The following is a 14755-nucleotide window of genomic DNA, read 5'->3' on the forward strand; positions in this document are numbered from 1 at the left end:
GGCCAAGCGCACGACGGCGCGTCCGCGCGTCGCGGCGCGCGCCGTGCCGCGGGTGCAGGAGGAACGGAGGGCGGTCTATGCGGCCCGGCCGGCGTCGCGGCGCCTGCGCTACGCCGAGCCGATGCCTGTGGGCATCGCCCCTCTGCCGGGCGAGACGATGGCGGATCCGCGCATGGAGCGGCTGAGCAGCGCCGAGGCCGCCGGTTACCTCGTGGTCCGGCGCCGCACGGTCGTCTATCCCGACGGGCGCGCGATCCGCATCTACCGGCCCCTGGAGGCCGGGGACGAACTCGACTGAGGCGCGCTCGGCCGGAGCCTCAGCGGATGCGGCCGGGGCGGGTCGGCTCGAACACGATGCGGCGGTGGGAGGCGCACCAGCTCTTGCCGTCCTGCACGGGCGCGCCGCAGCAGATGGCGCGCTCAGTCGGCTCGCCGATGATGAACTTGCAGACGAAGGCCCCCGATTGCGCGAAGGGCACGCGCAGCTCGGCGGACGGCTCCTTGATGGTCTCGGCTTCGCCGATCTGTGACATGCGGACGAGTTGATTCATCGGACCTGGCGGGTTCGGTGCCTCGCGGATCGGGCCGGCGGCCCGCCGGAGAGGCGGCAAGCGATGGGGTTATCCGCGGCATCGCAGCAGCCGGCCCAGCACCCGTGCGGAGCCGGGCTTCGCGGGCCCGGGAGCGCGCCGCACGACCCGACGGTCCACGGCGCATGTCATCTTCCTGTTATAGCTGGCGTTCTTGCAGACGAAAACAACCCCGCGCATCCTGGGGCGAGCCGACGCATGGCTGTCCGGTCGCGCCAGGCGGTGCACGGGCCCTCGGCTGCGGGCACCAATAGTAACCTGTGCGATATTTGCGAGCCTGCGCTGCGGCGCAATACTGAGTTTGCGTGTCCCTGCCGGCCCCGGGGGCGGGCCTGAGGCATGTTCCGGCTGCAACCCCCTCCCCCGTTCCAGGCGGCGTCCGACCGGCCGCTCGCCGCGGCTGGGCCGGTCCGCGACGGTGCAACGATTCGCGTGCGCCCGGCTTGAGGCGGCCGGGCGGCCGGTGTACGGCCGGCCGCGTCTGAGGCTCGGGGGGAGAGCGATGCGCGTCCTCGTCACCGGCTCGGCCGGGTTCATCGGCTTCCATCTCAGCCGCCGGCTGCTCGCCGAGGGCCACGCGGTCACCGGCTTCGACGGCTTCTCCGACTATTACGATGTCGGCCTGAAGCGCGCGCGCCACGATGTCCTCGCCCAGGAGGCTCGGTTCGAGGCGGTCGAGGGACGCCTCGAAACGCCGGGCCTGCTTCACGACCTCCTCGGCCGGGTCCGGCCGGAGATCGTGGTGCATTGCGCGGCCCAGGCGGGCGTCCGCTACAGCCTCGCGAATCCGGCCGCCTTCGCCGATTCGAACCTGGCGGGCAGCTTCGCACTGCTGGAGGCGGTGCGGGCGCATCCCGTCCGCCACCTGCTCCTGGCCTCCACCAGCTCGGCCTATGGCGGCAACACGCACCTGCCTTTCCGCGAGACCGACCGCGCCGTCACGCCGCTGAGCTTCTACGCCGCGACCAAGCTCGCCATGGAGGGGATGGCGCATTCCTACAGCCATCTCCACGGCATCCCGACGACCGCCTTCCGCTTCTTCACGGTCTACGGGCCCTGGGGCCGGCCGGACATGGCCCTGTTCCTGTTCACGCGGAAGATCCTCTCGGGTGAGCCGATCGAGGTCTTCGGCGACGGCGCGCCGGAGCGGGACTTCACCTATGTCGACGACCTGATCGAGGCGGTCCGCCGCCTCCTCGACGTTCCCCCGCCCGGGGCCGGCCCGGTCGGCCCGGAGGACACGCTCAGCCCCGCCGCGCCCTACCGCCTCGTGAATATCGGCGGCGGCCGCCCGGTCCGACTCGACGCGATGATCGCGGCGCTGGAGGCGGCCCTGGGACGACGCGCCGAGCGCCTGTTCAGGCCGCTGCCGCCCGGCGACGTCGCCCGCACCGAGGCCAGCACGGATCTGCTGCGCCGCCTCGTCGGTACGGTGCCGGAGACGCCGATCGCGGTCGGAATTCCCGCCTTCGTCGACTGGTACCGCGCCTTCTACGGGGTGTGATCCGGTCGCGCGCGGCGCCCGGATGTGGTTGAGTGACCGCAGATCCCGATCGACAACAGGACTGAAGACCGATGGCGTCCTCGCCCCTCGTCAGCGCCGAATGGCTCCACCAGCGCCTCGACGCGCCCGATATCGTGGTGCTCGACGGCTCTTGGTACCTGCCCGCCGCCGGCCGCGACCCGGAGGCGGAGTTCCGCGCCGCGCATATCCCGCGGGCCCAGCGATTCGACATCGACGCGATGAGCGACGAGACCTCCGGCCTGCCCCACATGCTGCCGCGGCCGGAGGTGTTCGCCTCGCGCATGCGGGCGCTCGGCATCGGCGACGGGCAGCAGATCGTGGTCTATGACGGGATGGGCCTGTTCTCGGCGCCCCGCGTCTGGTGGATGCTGCGCACCTTCGGGGTGCGCGACGCCCTCGTCCTCGACGGCGGCCTGCCCGCCTGGATCGCCGCCGGCTACCCGACCGAGGACGGCGATCCCCGGCAGCGCGAGCGCCGCCACTTCACGGCCCGGCTCGACAACGGCGCGGTGGCGGATGCGGGCGACATCGCCCGGGCGCTGGCGGGCGGCTCCGCCCAGGTGGTCGATGCCCGCTCCGCCCCGCGCTTCCGCGGCGAGGAGCCGGAGCCGCGCCCCGGCGTGCGGCCGGGCCATATGCCGGGCGCGCGCAACCTCCACTACGCGGCGTTGCAGCGCGACGGCCGGCTCAAGAGCCCCGAGGAACTGCGCGCCGTCCTCGCCGAGGCCGGCATCGATCCCGAGCGGCCGATCCTCACCACCTGCGGCTCGGGCGTGACCGCGGCGATCGTCTCCCTCGCGCTGGAGACCCTAGGGCGCCCGGCCCGCGGGCTCTACGACGGGTCCTGGTCGGAATGGGGCGCCGATCCGGATCGGCCGGTGGCGACCGGGCCGGCCTGAGCCGGTCCCCGCTCGGTCAGGCGGCGCTCGGATCCGGTCCGACACGGGCAGCACCGGCGTCGCCGTCCCTCCATCCGCGCGCCGTCATTCCCGCGTCACGCGAGCGGGGCATTTTTGCAACGCTCGCACCCGGCCTGCGACATCCTGTGCCAAACCCTGTTGTCAGAAATATAGCACTGGCTATATTTCGCCTCGAAACGGGGTCGCGAGGTGTCGATGATGCGAGCGGGGGCGCGCATGGGGAAGGGTTGGGCCGGTGCGGCCCTCGGTGTCGGACTCTGGCTGGTGCCGGGCCTCGCGGCCGCGGCCGATCCGGCGGCGCCGCGCGCCCTGCCCGGCTTCGCCGATTGGTCGGGGGGCTATGTCGGCCTGCAGGGAAGTGCCGGTGCCTCCTTCGGCGCCCTCGGTTTCGGGCCGACCGCGATCGGCGGCCGCGCCATCCCGGCCTTCCGCACGGGCGATTCCACCGGCCGTTCGGACCGGGGCCGCGAATCGACCACGGCGGTCGGCGGCGTGTTCGGCGGCTGGAACTGGCAGCGCGGCCCCTGGCTCGCCGGCATCGAGGCGGACCTCTCGGCGGCGAATCTCAAGCGGCCGGTGGGCTCCGCGGCGCTCGGCTTCGGCTTCGAGACCGCCGACCCGGTCTTCGACGTGATCCGCGCCAAGACCGACGGTTACGGCATGCTGCGCGGCCGGCTCGGCTACAGCTTCGACCGGGCGCTGGTCTACGCCACCTTCGGCCTCGCGGGGGCGACCACGCGGATCCTCGCGACCTATCCCGACCTTGCCGGCGGCCCGGCCGCCAGCGCGCGCAGCACGCAGACGCAAGCCGGATTCACCCTCGGCGCGGGCATCCAGTACGCCATCACCGACCAGCTCGCCCTGGGGCTCGACTACCGCTACATCGATCTCGGCTCGACCGGGCGCTTCGACCTCGGCGCCGTGCCGGGCCCCGCCGGCGGCCCGGTTTCGACGCGGGCGACCTTCGTGTCGAACCAGATGCTCGCGCGCCTGTCCTGGTATCCGGGGGGCCTGCGGTTGCCGCCGGAGGCGGACGAGGCGGCGCCGCACGATCCCGACACGGCGCTCGGCGACCGGTTCTCGCTGCACGGACAGACCACCTTCGTGAACCAGGGTGTGCCCGGCTTCCGCTCGCCCTATCGCGGCGAGCAGAGCCTGCTGCCGCATCAGGCCCAGGCCACGACGACGGCGACGCTCTTCCTCGGCCTCAAGCTCTGGGAGGGCACCGAGCTCTACTACAACCCGGAATTCAGCCAGGGCTTCGGCCTGTCGCGGACGCTCGGCGTCGCCGGCTTCGTCAACGGCGAGGCGCAGAAGGCGGGCGCGCCCTTCCCGAAGCTGCGCTCGAACCGCTACTTCGTGCGCCAGACCTTCGGCCTCGGCGGCGAGACAGAGGACGTGCCGGACGGCCCGAACCAGGTCGCGACGCGGCGCGACGTGGAGCGCATCACCGTGGTCGCCGGCAAGTTCGCGCTGGGCGATTTCTTCGACGGCAACGCCTACGCCCACGACCCGCGCGTCGACTTCATGAACTGGTCGCTCTGGGGCGCCTCGGCCTGGGACTTCCCGGCGAACCTGCCCGGATTCACGCAAGGCGTCTTCGTCGAGTACAACCGCCGCGAATTCGCGATCCGCGCCGCCTACACGCAGGTGCCGAAGGAGCCCTCCAGCGACGTGCTCGACCCGCGCGTCTTCGAGCGGGCCGGCGCCGTGGTCGAGCTGGAGACGCGCCACACCCTGCCCGTGCTCGATCAGCCCGGCCGCGTCCGCTTCGGCGCCTTCACCAATGTCGGCAACACGGCGAATTACCGTGACGTGGTGGCCCTGACCCAGGGCGGCGTCTTCGCCGACATCAACGATGCCGTGCAGGCCACCCGACGCCCGCGCCGCAAGAGCGGCCTCTACGTCAACCTGGAACAGGCCCTGCGCGACGATATCGGCCTCTTCGCCCGGGCCAGCGTCAACGACGGACGCAGCGAGAGCCTGTCCTTCACCGATATCGATGCCAGCCTCTCGGGTGGCGTGTCGATCAAGGGCGCGGCCTGGGACCGGCCCTTCGACACCGTGGGCCTCGGCGCGACGATGAACGCGATCTCGCGCTCGCACCGGGACTATTTCGCCACGGGCGGCCTCGGCCTCCTGATCGGCGACGGGCGCCTCAACTACGCCCCCGAGCGCGCCTTCGAAGCCTATTATGCGCTGAACCTCACGAAGTTCGTCACAGTGACGCTCGACTACCAGTTCGTCTCCAACCCCGCCTACAACCAGGATCGCGGCCCGGCCCACTTCTTCGGCACCCGCCTGCACGCAGATTTCTGAGAACGGGTTTCGAAAGGGATCATCCCTTTCGCGGGTCCAGGGCGGAGCCCTGGGATCGAGAGCCGGGGCGCTGCCCCGGCGCCCTGCCAAAGGGCTGAGCCCTTTGGGATCCCGGATTCAGGCCAGCGCCGAGGCGCCGGAGACGCTGGCCCAGACGGTGCCGTAATGGCAGGCCGTGGCGGCCAGCACGAAGGCGTGCCAGATCGCGTTCTGGAAGGGCAGGCTGCGCCAGACATGGAAGACGACGCCGATGCTGTAGAGCAGGCCGCCCACCGCGAGCAGCCACAGGGCGGTCGGCTGCAGCGCGGCGATGACCGATTCGTAGGCGAGGAGCCCGCTCCAGCCGAGCACGAGGTAGAGCCCGATCGAGAGCCGGTCGAAGCGGCCGGGCAGGAACAGCTTCACGGCAATACCGATCGCGGCCACCACCCAGATCACCGCCAGCAGCGCCCAGGCGGTGGCGCCGGTGCCGACCAGGGTGACGAGGGGCGTGTAGGTGCCCGCGATCATCAGATAGATCAGGGCGTGGTCGGCCCGGCGCAGCAGCCATTTGCGCGGGCTCACCGGATAGAGGTTGTAGGTCGCCGAGACGCCGAGCATCGCCACCATCGCCGTGGCGTAGACCACGATCGCCGCCCGCTCACCCCAGCCGAGATGCGCGGTGAGCGAGGTGGTCACCAGCGCCACTGCGCCGGCGAGGCCGAGGACCACCCCGAGGCCGTGGACCACGCCGTCCGCGAAGACCTCGCGCGGGGTGTAGTGCCAGGTCACGGATAACGGTCTGCCATCCTCGGCCAGTGACATCGGAGTCTCCCGCGCCCTCCTGCAATGCAGCACTATAAGCCTCCCGTGCCCAAGTCGTTCCTTCTGCAGACTGCGTAAATACAGCCGATCCCCAGCTCTGGTGTCGCATGGTCAACGCTTGTGCTGTGCAACAAGCGTTGCCGCAAGCGCGAAGGCTTTCGGGCCCGTGCCGAACTCTTGCGAAGATCCGTCGCAAGCTCGGCCTTTCAGATGCCGCTCCCCGCGAAACCTTCGAAGCCGAAGGCGGGTTCGGCCCCGCCCGGCGCGGCGGGCACGCCCTGGCCCAGGCCGAGGCTGAGTCGGGCATGCACGGTCGCCATCACCAGCACGCCCATGGCAAGCACTTGGTGGGCCAAGCCGGCCCAGAGCGGCACGGCCAGCAGCAGGGTCGCGATGCCGAGGCCCATCTGGGCGAGCGCCAGCACGGCGATGCCGATGGCCCGGCCGGCGGCCGGCCCCGGCGCCGAGAGCCGGGCCTGCACGGCGTGGACCACCGCGACGAGGACGATCAGATAGGCGGTCAGCCGGTGGTTGAGCTGCACCAGGGCGAGGTTGTCGACGAAGTTCTCGATCCAGGGCCGGACCGCGAACAGCTCGGAGGCCGGCGGGATCAGGTCGCCGTTCATGGTCGGCCAGGAATTGTAGACGAGGCCGGCATGGGAGCCGGCGACGAGGCCGCCGAGGAAGATCTGCACCAGCACGAGCACCGGCAGGGCGACGGCCACGGCCCGCACGCCGCCGGATGCCGGCGCGAGCCGGCCCCGCCGCTCGCCCGCCGCCAGCCAGACCAGGCCGGCCAGGATCAGGCTCGCCGTGGTGAGGTGGAGGGCAAGCTTGAGCGGCGCCACCGCGGTCATGCCGGGCTTGAGCCCCGAGGCGACCATGATCCAGCCGATCGCCCCCTGCAGCCCGCCGAGGAGACCGAGCACGAGCAGCCCGAGGCCGAGGCGGCGGGAGAGCAGGCCGCGCCACCAGAACACGGCGAGCGGCAGGAAGAAGACCAGCCCGAGGACGCGCCCGAGCAGGCGGTGGCCCCATTCCCAGAAGTAGAGAACCTTGAAGTCGGCGAGGCCGAGGCCCTGGTTCAGGATCTGGTATTGCGGCGTGCCGCGATACTTCTCGAACTCGGCCGCCCAGTCGGCGGCGGAGAGCGGCGGCATCACGCCGGTCACCGGCCGCCACTCGGTGATCGAGAGGCCCGAGCCGGTCAGCCGGGTCGCGCCGCCCACCGCCACCATCGCCACCACGAGGGCCGCGACGAGGTAGAGCCAGATCCGCACGGGATTGCGCGCGGGATCGCCGGCGGTGGTGGAAAGCCGCATGACGCCGATCATCCTTCCGGTTGAGGTCGGCTTCGGGTTAGGCAATGCCGGCGCGTGGGGCAACGCCCGGCTTTGCCGCAGCGTCCCCGCGTCCGCTTTCGAGGAGAGGTTTCATGCGCCGCCGCGCCCGCACCCTGGTCGGCACGATCGCCATCCTGGCCTTCGTGATGATCTACGCGCCGCTCGCCATGGCGCTTGCCGACAGCCGGATCGCCGAGACCCCGCCGGCGGTGCAGACGGTGATCTACTGCGTGCTCGGCATCGCCTGGATCATCCCCCTGATGCCGCTGATCAAGTGGATGGAGCGGCCGGATCGTTAGCAGCCGGCCGGCTTCCCCTCGTTTTCGCCGCACTCGGGCGAGAGAAGCGCGCCATCCTCCTCGCGCACCCCGTATCCGATGCATCGACCGCTTCCGCGCCTGCCCCTCGCCATCGGAGTCCTCCTCGCCGCCGCGCTGCCGGCGCTCGCCCAGGGCACGCCTCGGTCGATCAACGATTGCGAGCGCCTGAAGAACGACCTCGCCTACAATCAGTGCCTGTCGATGTTCGGGCCTGCCGCCCGCAACGTCGCGGGCGGCTACGCCGCGGGCGAGTTGCCCACCACGCCCGCGGCGCCGGCGAGCGCCCAGGCCAATCTTCAGGCGGAGGCCCTGGCCAATACCCCGCTCGCGATCCCGCAGGCCGAGGAGCCCGCGGTCGAGACCCGGCGCGGCCGCCGCCGCTACGGCCGCCACGGCCGGCAGGCCGCGGTCTTCACGGTGGGCGGCGGTGAGAGCCGGGGCCGGCGCCGGCGGCGCTGAGGGGCCGGGCCGATCACGCCACGTTGAGCCGCCGCCCGCGGTTCCAGGCGAGGAAGGGCACGCCCGAGAGGAGCCCGCGCAGGGCCGCCCGCGACTGGTGGCAGCCGTTGACCGAGACCCGCGGCAGCGCGTGCAGATGCCCGGCATGGGCCGCGAAGAGATGGCCCGGCCGCGTCGTCAAGGCGGTGGCGAAGCCGAGCTCGCGCGCGATGGCGAATTCCCGCGCGCCGGCCGAGCCCGGATCCCCCACCGGATAGGAGAGATGGCGCACCGGTCGGCCGAGTTCCGCCTCCAGCCGCGTGCGTCCTTCGGCGATCTCGCGGGCCGCCCGCCCGTCCGCGTGCTTGGCCAGCATCGGATGGCTGATCGTGTGGGCGCCGAAGGTCACGGCCGGGTCGCGGGCGAGCTCGCGCAGCCCGTCCCAGTCGAGGCACAGCTCGGCCGCGAGCGCGCCGGGCGCGAAGCCCGCCTCCCGGCAGAGCGCGGCGATCGTATCGAGGAGGCGGTCCTCCGGCCCGGCGCGCAGGTCGCGGTAGAGGGCCGCGAAGGCGCGCGCCTTCTCCTCCGGGCTCCGCGCCGGCAGGTCGAGATGCCCCGCGCCGACGGCAATGCGGATCCGGGACAGGCGCTCCACCGCCCGCTCCAATTCCACCCACCAGAGCCGGCCGCGCTGGTCGGCGAAGTCGCTCGTCACGAACAGCGTCCAGGGCGCCCCGTGCCGCCGCAGCACCGGGGCGGCATGGGCGACGTTGTCGCGGTAGCCGTCGTCGAAGGTCAGAACCGCGAAGGGCTTGGGCCCCGGTGCGGCGAGGCGCTCGGGCACCGCATCGAGGCCGACGACCTCGAAGCCGTGGCCCGCGAGTTCGGTGAGCGTCGCATCGAGGAAATCCGGGCTGATGCTGAGCAGCCGGTTCGGGGCGAAGGCGGCCGGCGGCTCGGGATCGACCCGGTGGAAGGTGAGGATCAGGCCGAGGCCGCGGGCCACCGGCGCGAGCCAGGCATTCGCCCCGCTCGCGGAGGCGGCGCGGAACCCGGCCTCGAACAGGCGGTGGCGCAGCTCTGTGGAGACCATCCGGCGGGTTCCTGGCGGCCCGGCGCGGGCTCCCGATCCGGCCAGTCTCCGCCCCGCCGGTAAAGGAAGCGCGAAGCTACCCGTCGCGGCGGCGTCCGGTGAGGCTGAGGCGGTCCTTCAGTTCCAGCACCTTCTGGACCTTGGCGCCGAGGCTCAGGAGCTGCACGAGGCGCTCGGTGTCGAGGCGGCGCACGTCGCCGTACCAGCCGGCGAAGAGCTCGAAGAGATCGTGCATCTCGCGCAGGCGCTCCTGGGCGTGGCGCTCCTCCGCGTCGCGCGGCTCCTGCATCAGGATCTCGCGCAGCAGCGTCAGGGTCGGGTCGACCTCGCGCTTCTTGCGCTCCTCCACCAGGGTCCGGACGATCTGCCAGATGTCGTCGGGGGTCGAGAAATAGTCGCGCCGGTCGCCCGGCACGTGCTGCAGGCGCACGAGGTTCCAGGCCTGCAATTCCTTGAGGCCCATGCTGACATTCGAGCGCGAGAGGCCGAGCCGCTCGACGATCTCGTCGGCGCAGAGAGGCTCGGGCGCGACGAAGAGCAGCGCGTAGATCTGGCCGACCGTGCGGTTGATCCCCCAGCGCGAGCCCATCTCGCCGAAATGCAGCACGAAGGTCTGGATGAGCGGCGGCAACTGCATTGGCGTCACGCCTTCAGCCAGAGACGCAAGGCATAGGCGACGATCCCGACGGCGACGACGCCTCCGAGCCAGAGCAGGGCGAACCAGCCGAGCCGCGCGGGCCAGGAGGGCGGGTGCGCGCTCAATGGTAGCCCTCCGCGCCGACCTTCCCGCGGAAGACCCAGTAGGCGTAGACGGTGTAGGCGAGGATGACCGGGATCAGCACGCTCGCGCCCACCAGCATGAAGATCTGCGAGGCGGGCGGCGAGGCGGCCTCCCAGATCGTCACCCGGCCCGGCACGATGTCGGGGAAGATGCTGACGCCGAGCCCGACATAGGACAGCGCGAACAGGCCGAGCGCCAGCAGGAAGGGCGCCCGCTCGGCGTCGCGGGCGAGCGCGCGGAAGAACAGGGCGCTGCCGACGACCACGAGGAGGGGCACCTGCGCGGTCATCAGCACGCTCGGCCAGGCGAACCAGCGCCCGGCATAGGTCGGGTTGAGGAAGGGCGTCGCCGCGCTGACGAGGCCGATGCAGGCGATGGTGGCGATGCCGAAGCGGAAGGCCATGCGCCGGGCGTGGATGCGGGTGGTGCCCTCGGTGCGCATCACCAGCCAGGTGGCGCCGAGCAGCGCGTAGCCGACGACGAGGCTCACCCCCGTGAGCAGGCTGAACGGGGTCAGCCAGTCCCACCAGCCGCCGCCATAGCCGCGCCCTGCCACCGTGATGCCCTGGAGGAGCGCGCCGAGGGTGATCCCCTGCGCCAGAGCTGCCACCAGCGAGCCGCCGGTGAAGGCGACGTCCCAGGCGGCGCGATGTCCGGGATCGCGCCAGCGGAACTCGAAGGCGACGCCGCGGAAGATCAGCCCGAGCAGCATCGCGATGATCGGCGCGTAGAGGGCGGGCAGGATGATCGCGTAGGCGAGCGGGAAGGCCGCGAACAGGCCGCCGCCGCCGAGGATCAGCCAGGTCTCGTTGCCGTCCCAGACCGGGGCGATCGAGTTCATGGCGGTGTCGCGCTCCTCGCCCGGCCGCAGCCCCGGGAAGAGCAGGCCGACGCCGAGGTCGAACCCGTCCATCACCACGTAGGCGAAGACCGCGAAGGCGATGACGAAGGCCCAGACGACCGAGAGGTCCACGTCCATGCTTGGCAGCATCGTCTCACTCCGCGGGCTGGAGATGGCGGTCGGGATCGACCGCCGGGGCCGGCGTGACGCCGGCGGCGCGGATCGGCAGGCCGGGCTCGAGGCCCGGCTCGCCCGGATGCGGCGCGTGCGCCATCAGCCGCAGGATGTAGAGGACGCCCATGCCGAACACCGCGAAGTAGACGAGCACGAAGGCGACGAGCGAGGCGGCCACCGCGGGCGCCTGGAGGGGCGAGACGGAATCGGCGGTGCGCAGCAGCCCGTAGACCGTGTAGGGCTGGCGCCCGACCTCCGTGGTGATCCAGCCGGCCAGCACCGCGACGAAGCCCGCCGGACCCATCGCCAGGGCCGCCCGGTGCAGCCAGGGCGTGGCGAAGAGCCGCCCCTTCAGGCGCGCCCACAGGCTCCACAGGCCGAGGCCCAGCATCGCGAAGCCGATGGCGACCATCACCCGGAATGACCAGAACACGATCGGCACCGGCGGCCAGTCCTGCCGCGGCACGGTGTCGAGCCCCTTCAGCGGCGCGTTCAGGGAATGCTTGAGGATGAGCGAGGACAGTTTCGGGACCTCGATGGCGTAGCGCACCGTGGCCGCCTGCTCGTCGGGCAGGCCGAACAGGACCAGCGGCGCCCCGTCCGGATGGCTCTGGAAATGGCCCTCCATCGCCATGACCTTCACCGGCTGGTGCTCCAGCGTGTTCAGCCCGTGCGCGTCGCCGGCCAGGATCTGGAGGGGCGCCACGCAGGCGAGCATCCACATCGCCATCGAGAACATGGTGCGCGCGCCCGTATTCCCGCGCTCGCGCAGCAGGTGCCAGGCGCCGACCGCGCCGACCACGAGGGCGGTGGTGAGGTAGGCCGCCAGCACCATGTGCACGAGGCGGTAGGGGAAGGACGGGTTGAACACGATCGCCCACCAATCCGCCGGCACGAACTGCCCCTGCGCGTTGGTGGCGTAGCCCGCGGGCGTCTGCATCCACGAGTTCACGGACAGGATCCAGAAGGCCGAGAAGCAGGTGCCGATCGCCACCATCAGGGTCGCGAGGAAGTGCAGGCCGCGCCCGACCTTGTTCATGCCGAACAGCATCACCCCGAGGAAGCCGGCCTCCAGGAAGAAGGCCGAGAGCACCTCGTAGGCCATCATCGGGCCGAGCACCGGCCCGGTCCGGTCGGAATAGACCGACCAGTTGGTACCGAACTGGTACGACATCACGATGCCGGAGACGACGCCCATGGCGAAGGCCACGGCGAAGATCTTCAGCCAGTACTTGAACAGGTTGATGTAGACCTCGCGCCCCGTGGCGAGCCACAGCCCTTCGAGCACGGCGAGATAGCTCGCCAGCCCGATCGAGAAGGCCGGGAACACGATGTGGAAGGCCACCGTGAAGCCGAACTGCGCGCGCGCGAGCACGACGGCGTCGATGTCGGACAGCAGGCTCATGCCGATCCTCGCTCGAGTCTTGTAATTTCAGGAATGACTGAAATCTACGAAGACCGCAAGCCGGCGCACCCGGCGACGCGGTTCGCGTGGCGCCGGGGCGTCGGGACGCCGCGATGGGGCGGAGACGGGCTGTCCCTAGAAGAACCGCTCCTTGACCACGATCGTGTCGCCGGGGCGGACCGGATAGGTCATCGGCACGATGCCGGAGACGAGGCCGTTGGGGCCGTCGCGGGTCAGCACCGCGTAGTCGCGGGCCGCGCGCGGGCCGAAGCCGGCCGCGATCGCCACCGCGCTCTCCACCGTCATGCCGTTGACGTAGGGGTACTGGCCCGAGGTCGTGACCTCGCCGAGGATGTAGAACGGGCGGTAGGTGTCGATCTCCACCGTCACGTGCGGTTCGCGCACGTAGCCGGCGGCGAGGCGCGCCTCGATGGTGCGGGCGGCCTGCCCGGTGCTCTGGCCGCCGATGGCGACCGGGCCGATCAGGGGCATCGCGATCCGCCCCGCACCGTCGACCGCGTAAATGTTCGAGAGGTTGTCCTGTCCGAACACGATCACGCGCAGCTTGTCGCCGGCCGAGAGCGTGTAGCGGGCGCCGATCGAGCCGGTGCCGGTGGCGTCGAGGGCCGCGGTCCGGAAATCCGGCCGCAGGCATCCGCCGAGGGCGAGGCTGGTCGCGAGCGTCAGAAGGAGTGCGCGCCGGTTCATCACCTAGGCCGTAAGCAGGTTCACCCGAATGCAGCCGGTGTAATCGGTTAGGGTTAATGAAGCCTCACCTCGGCCGGCGATGTAGGCGCTGTCGTACGGAGCGGCCTTAACTCTCAGGCAACCTTAACAGTCTCTAATGCCGCGTGGCCGTCCCCGGGACGTGACCAGACTTCCCGGCGCTCCGAGGCCGTGCATGACCGAGATCAGCCCCCGCGCGACATATCCCGCCCGAATGCCGGCGCGGGACGGGCTCACCGTCGCGCAGGTTCCGGCGGTGCTGCGCCGGTCCTGGGCCTGGATCGCCGTGCCGACGCTCGCCGCCGCCCTCGCCTCGGGGGTGTTCGTGCAGGTGGTGGCGCCCCGCTATACCGGCGCGGCCCAGGTGCTGCTGGAGAGCCGCGAGGCCGCCTTCGCCCGCACCGCGCAGGAGCGTTCCGACCAGGTCACGCCCCCCGACGAGCAGGCGGTGGCGAGCCAGGTGCAGGTCATGATGTCGCGCGATCTCGCCCGCGAGGCGATCCGCCGGCTCAAGCTCGTGGGCAACCCGGAATTCGATCCCTCCGCCGGCGAGGCGGGGCCCGTGAAGCGGCTGCTGATGCTGCTCGGCATCGCCCCGAACCCCCTCGACCGCCCGGCCGAGGACCGGGTGCTCGACACCTATTTCGACCGGCTGCTGGTCTATCCCGCCGGCAAGTCGCGCATCATCTCGGTGGAGTTCCGCTCGCGCGACGCGGATCTCGCCGCGGCGGGCGCCAACACCGTGGCCGAACTCTATCTCGCCTCGCTCGAGGCGGCCAAGGTCGACACCGCCCGCTACGCCTCGACCTGGCTCGGCGGCAACATCGAATCGCTCAGGAAGCGCGTGGCCGAGGCCGAGGCCAAGGTCGAGGCCTTCCGGGCCCGCAACGGCCTCGTGGCGGCGCCCGGCACCACCGGCCAGCCGCTCACCGCCCAGCAGCTCGGCGAGCTCTCGACGCAGCTCTCGCAGGCGCGCACGATCCAGGCCGACCTCGGCGGCCGGCTGAAGGCGATCAAGGAGATGATCAAGGACGGCCGCGCCTTCGAGATCCCGGACGTGGCCAACAACGAGGTGGTGCGCCGCACGGTGGAGAACCGGATCGCGGTGCGCGCGCAGCTCGCCCTCGAATCGCGCACGCTGCTGCCGGCGCATCCGCGCATCAAGGAACTGACGGCGCAGGTCACCGACCTCGACCAGCAGATCAAGGCGGCGGCGGAGCGCATCGTCCGCACGATGGAGAACGATCAGCGCATCGCGGCCGCCCGGGTCGAGAGCCTCAAGGCGGCCGTGGACGGCCAGCGCGAGGTCGTCGTCAAGGGCAATGCCAGCGAGATCGAGCTCCGGGCGCTGGAGCGCGAGGCCAAGGCCCAGCGCGAGTGCTGAAGGCATTGCCGGCTTCTCTCGCAGGACGCCTCGCAGCAGCCCCCCCCTCGGGGGCAGAAGCAGACCAGAAAGGCCCGGGCGAACCAGAGTTC

The 14755-nt window shown here is 71.5% G+C and carries 14 protein-coding genes and 2 pseudogenes; 7 read left to right on the top strand and 9 right to left on the bottom strand.

Annotated elements, in window-relative coordinates:
• Nucleotides 1-298: pseudogene (locus MET9862_RS29650) on the top strand (hypothetical protein); the annotation flags it as partial.
• Nucleotides 299-317: 19 nt separating this feature from the next.
• On the opposite strand, the gene MET9862_RS25235 reads toward MET9862_RS29650, so the two are convergent.
• Nucleotides 318-551 carry a GcrA family cell cycle regulator gene (locus MET9862_RS25235; RefSeq protein WP_142585716.1) on the bottom strand — a complete coding sequence of 78 codons (234 nt, stop codon included), beginning with the start codon at nt 549-551 and terminating at the stop codon, nt 318-320.
• Nucleotides 552-1092: 541 nt separating this feature from the next.
• On the opposite strand from MET9862_RS25235, the gene MET9862_RS25240 reads away from it, so the two are divergent.
• The 3 genes from MET9862_RS25240 to MET9862_RS25250 all read left to right on the top strand — a co-directional run bounded on the left by MET9862_RS25240 (nt 1093) and on the right by MET9862_RS25250 (nt 5354).
• Nucleotides 1093-2094 (top strand): NAD-dependent epimerase/dehydratase family protein, encoded by a 1002-nt coding sequence (locus MET9862_RS25240; protein WP_142585717.1) that lies wholly within the window; start codon nt 1093-1095, stop codon nt 2092-2094.
• Between the two features lie 71 nt (nt 2095-2165).
• Complete coding sequence (sseA, locus tag MET9862_RS25245) at nt 2166-3014, top strand: 3-mercaptopyruvate sulfurtransferase (protein ID WP_142585718.1); 849 nt, start codon at nt 2166-2168, stop codon at nt 3012-3014.
• 237 nt (nt 3015-3251) lie between these two features.
• Nucleotides 3252-5354 carry a carbohydrate porin gene (locus MET9862_RS25250; RefSeq protein WP_244612903.1) on the top strand — a complete coding sequence of 701 codons (2103 nt, stop codon included), beginning with the start codon at nt 3252-3254 and terminating at the stop codon, nt 5352-5354.
• A 117-nt stretch (nt 5355-5471) separates the two neighbouring features.
• Here MET9862_RS25250 and trhA read toward each other — a convergent pair whose 3' ends face one another.
• Both trhA and MET9862_RS25260 read right to left on the bottom strand, forming a co-directional pair.
• Nucleotides 5472-6158, bottom strand: a complete 687-nt coding sequence (gene trhA / locus MET9862_RS25255; RefSeq protein WP_142585720.1) for a PAQR family membrane homeostasis protein TrhA — start codon at nt 6156-6158, stop codon at nt 5472-5474.
• Nucleotides 6159-6364: 206 nt separating this feature from the next.
• On the bottom strand, nt 6365-7480 hold the full coding sequence (locus MET9862_RS25260) for a COX15/CtaA family protein (RefSeq protein WP_142585721.1): 1116 nt from the start codon (nt 7478-7480) through the stop codon (nt 6365-6367).
• Between the two features lie 113 nt (nt 7481-7593).
• On the opposite strand from MET9862_RS25260, the gene MET9862_RS25265 reads away from it, so the two are divergent.
• Together MET9862_RS25265 and MET9862_RS25270 are read left to right on the top strand one after the other, a co-directional pair.
• Nucleotides 7594-7800 carry a DUF2842 domain-containing protein gene (locus MET9862_RS25265; RefSeq protein ID WP_142585722.1) on the top strand — a complete coding sequence of 69 codons (207 nt, stop codon included), beginning with the start codon at nt 7594-7596 and terminating at the stop codon, nt 7798-7800.
• Nucleotides 7801-7878: 78 nt separating this feature from the next.
• The gene (locus MET9862_RS25270) at nt 7879-8280 is read left to right on the top strand and encodes a hypothetical protein (RefSeq protein ID WP_142585723.1); all 402 of its coding nucleotides are present in this window, start codon (nt 7879-7881) and stop codon (nt 8278-8280) included.
• Nucleotides 8281-8293: 13 nt separating this feature from the next.
• Here the strand turns inward: MET9862_RS25270 and MET9862_RS25275 are convergent, their stop codons facing one another.
• From MET9862_RS25275 to MET9862_RS25300, 6 genes are all read right to left on the bottom strand, one after another.
• Nucleotides 8294-9352 (bottom strand): polysaccharide deacetylase family protein, encoded by a 1059-nt coding sequence (locus MET9862_RS25275; protein WP_142585724.1) that lies wholly within the window; start codon nt 9350-9352, stop codon nt 8294-8296.
• 76 nt (nt 9353-9428) lie between these two features.
• Nucleotides 9429-9989, bottom strand: a complete 561-nt coding sequence (locus tag MET9862_RS25280; protein ID WP_142585725.1) for a GbsR/MarR family transcriptional regulator — start codon at nt 9987-9989, stop codon at nt 9429-9431.
• A gap of 5 nt (nt 9990-9994) precedes the next feature.
• Complete coding sequence (locus MET9862_RS25285) at nt 9995-10114, bottom strand: DUF2474 family protein (RefSeq protein WP_142585726.1); 120 nt, start codon at nt 10112-10114, stop codon at nt 9995-9997.
• Nucleotides 10111-11124, bottom strand: a complete 1014-nt coding sequence (gene cydB, locus MET9862_RS25290) for a cytochrome d ubiquinol oxidase subunit II (RefSeq protein WP_142585727.1) — start codon at nt 11122-11124, stop codon at nt 10111-10113. The genes MET9862_RS25285 and cydB overlap by 4 nt, the downstream gene beginning before the upstream one ends.
• A 4-nt stretch (nt 11125-11128) precedes the next feature.
• Entirely contained in the window at nt 11129-12553 is a 1425-nt protein-coding gene (locus MET9862_RS25295; RefSeq protein WP_438616656.1) for a cytochrome ubiquinol oxidase subunit I, read from the bottom strand.
• Nucleotides 12554-12688: 135 nt separating this feature from the next.
• Nucleotides 12689-13261 (bottom strand): polysaccharide biosynthesis/export family protein, encoded by a 573-nt coding sequence (locus tag MET9862_RS25300; protein WP_142585728.1) that lies wholly within the window; start codon nt 13259-13261, stop codon nt 12689-12691.
• A gap of 232 nt (nt 13262-13493) precedes the next feature.
• Between MET9862_RS25300 and MET9862_RS25305 the strand changes: the two are divergent.
• Nucleotides 13494-14657: pseudogene (locus MET9862_RS25305) on the top strand (GumC family protein); the annotation flags it as partial.
• Between the last annotated feature and the right edge of the window lie 98 nt (nt 14658-14755).

Source organism: Methylobacterium symbioticum (genome assembly GCF_902141845.1).
Taxonomy (GTDB): Bacteria; Pseudomonadota; Alphaproteobacteria; order Rhizobiales; family Beijerinckiaceae; genus Methylobacterium; species Methylobacterium symbioticum.

What these genes read in the sequence shown, in the direction of transcription:
- MET9862_RS25235 (WP_142585716.1), bottom strand. Translation starts at nt 551, where the DNA reads ATGAATCAACTCGTCCGCATGTCACAGATCGGCGAAGCCGAGACCATC.
- MET9862_RS25240 (WP_142585717.1), top strand. Translation starts at nt 1,093, where the DNA reads ATGCGCGTCCTCGTCACCGGCTCGGCCGGGTTCATCGGCTTCCATCTC.
- sseA (WP_142585718.1), top strand. Translation starts at nt 2,166, where the DNA reads ATGGCGTCCTCGCCCCTCGTCAGCGCCGAATGGCTCCACCAGCGCCTC.
- MET9862_RS25250 (WP_244612903.1), top strand. Translation starts at nt 3,252, where the DNA reads ATGGGGAAGGGTTGGGCCGGTGCGGCCCTCGGTGTCGGACTCTGGCTG.
- trhA (WP_142585720.1), bottom strand. Translation starts at nt 6,158, where the DNA reads ATGTCACTGGCCGAGGATGGCAGACCGTTATCCGTGACCTGGCACTAC.
- MET9862_RS25260 (WP_142585721.1), bottom strand. Translation starts at nt 7,480, where the DNA reads ATGCGGCTTTCCACCACCGCCGGCGATCCCGCGCGCAATCCCGTGCGG.
- MET9862_RS25265 (WP_142585722.1), top strand. Translation starts at nt 7,594, where the DNA reads ATGCGCCGCCGCGCCCGCACCCTGGTCGGCACGATCGCCATCCTGGCC.
- MET9862_RS25270 (WP_142585723.1), top strand. Translation starts at nt 7,879, where the DNA reads ATGCATCGACCGCTTCCGCGCCTGCCCCTCGCCATCGGAGTCCTCCTC.
- MET9862_RS25275 (WP_142585724.1), bottom strand. Translation starts at nt 9,352, where the DNA reads ATGGTCTCCACAGAGCTGCGCCACCGCCTGTTCGAGGCCGGGTTCCGC.
- MET9862_RS25280 (WP_142585725.1), bottom strand. Translation starts at nt 9,989, where the DNA reads ATGCAGTTGCCGCCGCTCATCCAGACCTTCGTGCTGCATTTCGGCGAG.
- cydB (WP_142585727.1), bottom strand. Translation starts at nt 11,124, where the DNA reads ATGCTGCCAAGCATGGACGTGGACCTCTCGGTCGTCTGGGCCTTCGTC.
- MET9862_RS25295 (WP_438616656.1), bottom strand. Translation starts at nt 12,553, where the DNA reads ATGAGCCTGCTGTCCGACATCGACGCCGTCGTGCTCGCGCGCGCGCAG.
- MET9862_RS25300 (WP_142585728.1), bottom strand. Translation starts at nt 13,261, where the DNA reads ATGAACCGGCGCGCACTCCTTCTGACGCTCGCGACCAGCCTCGCCCTC.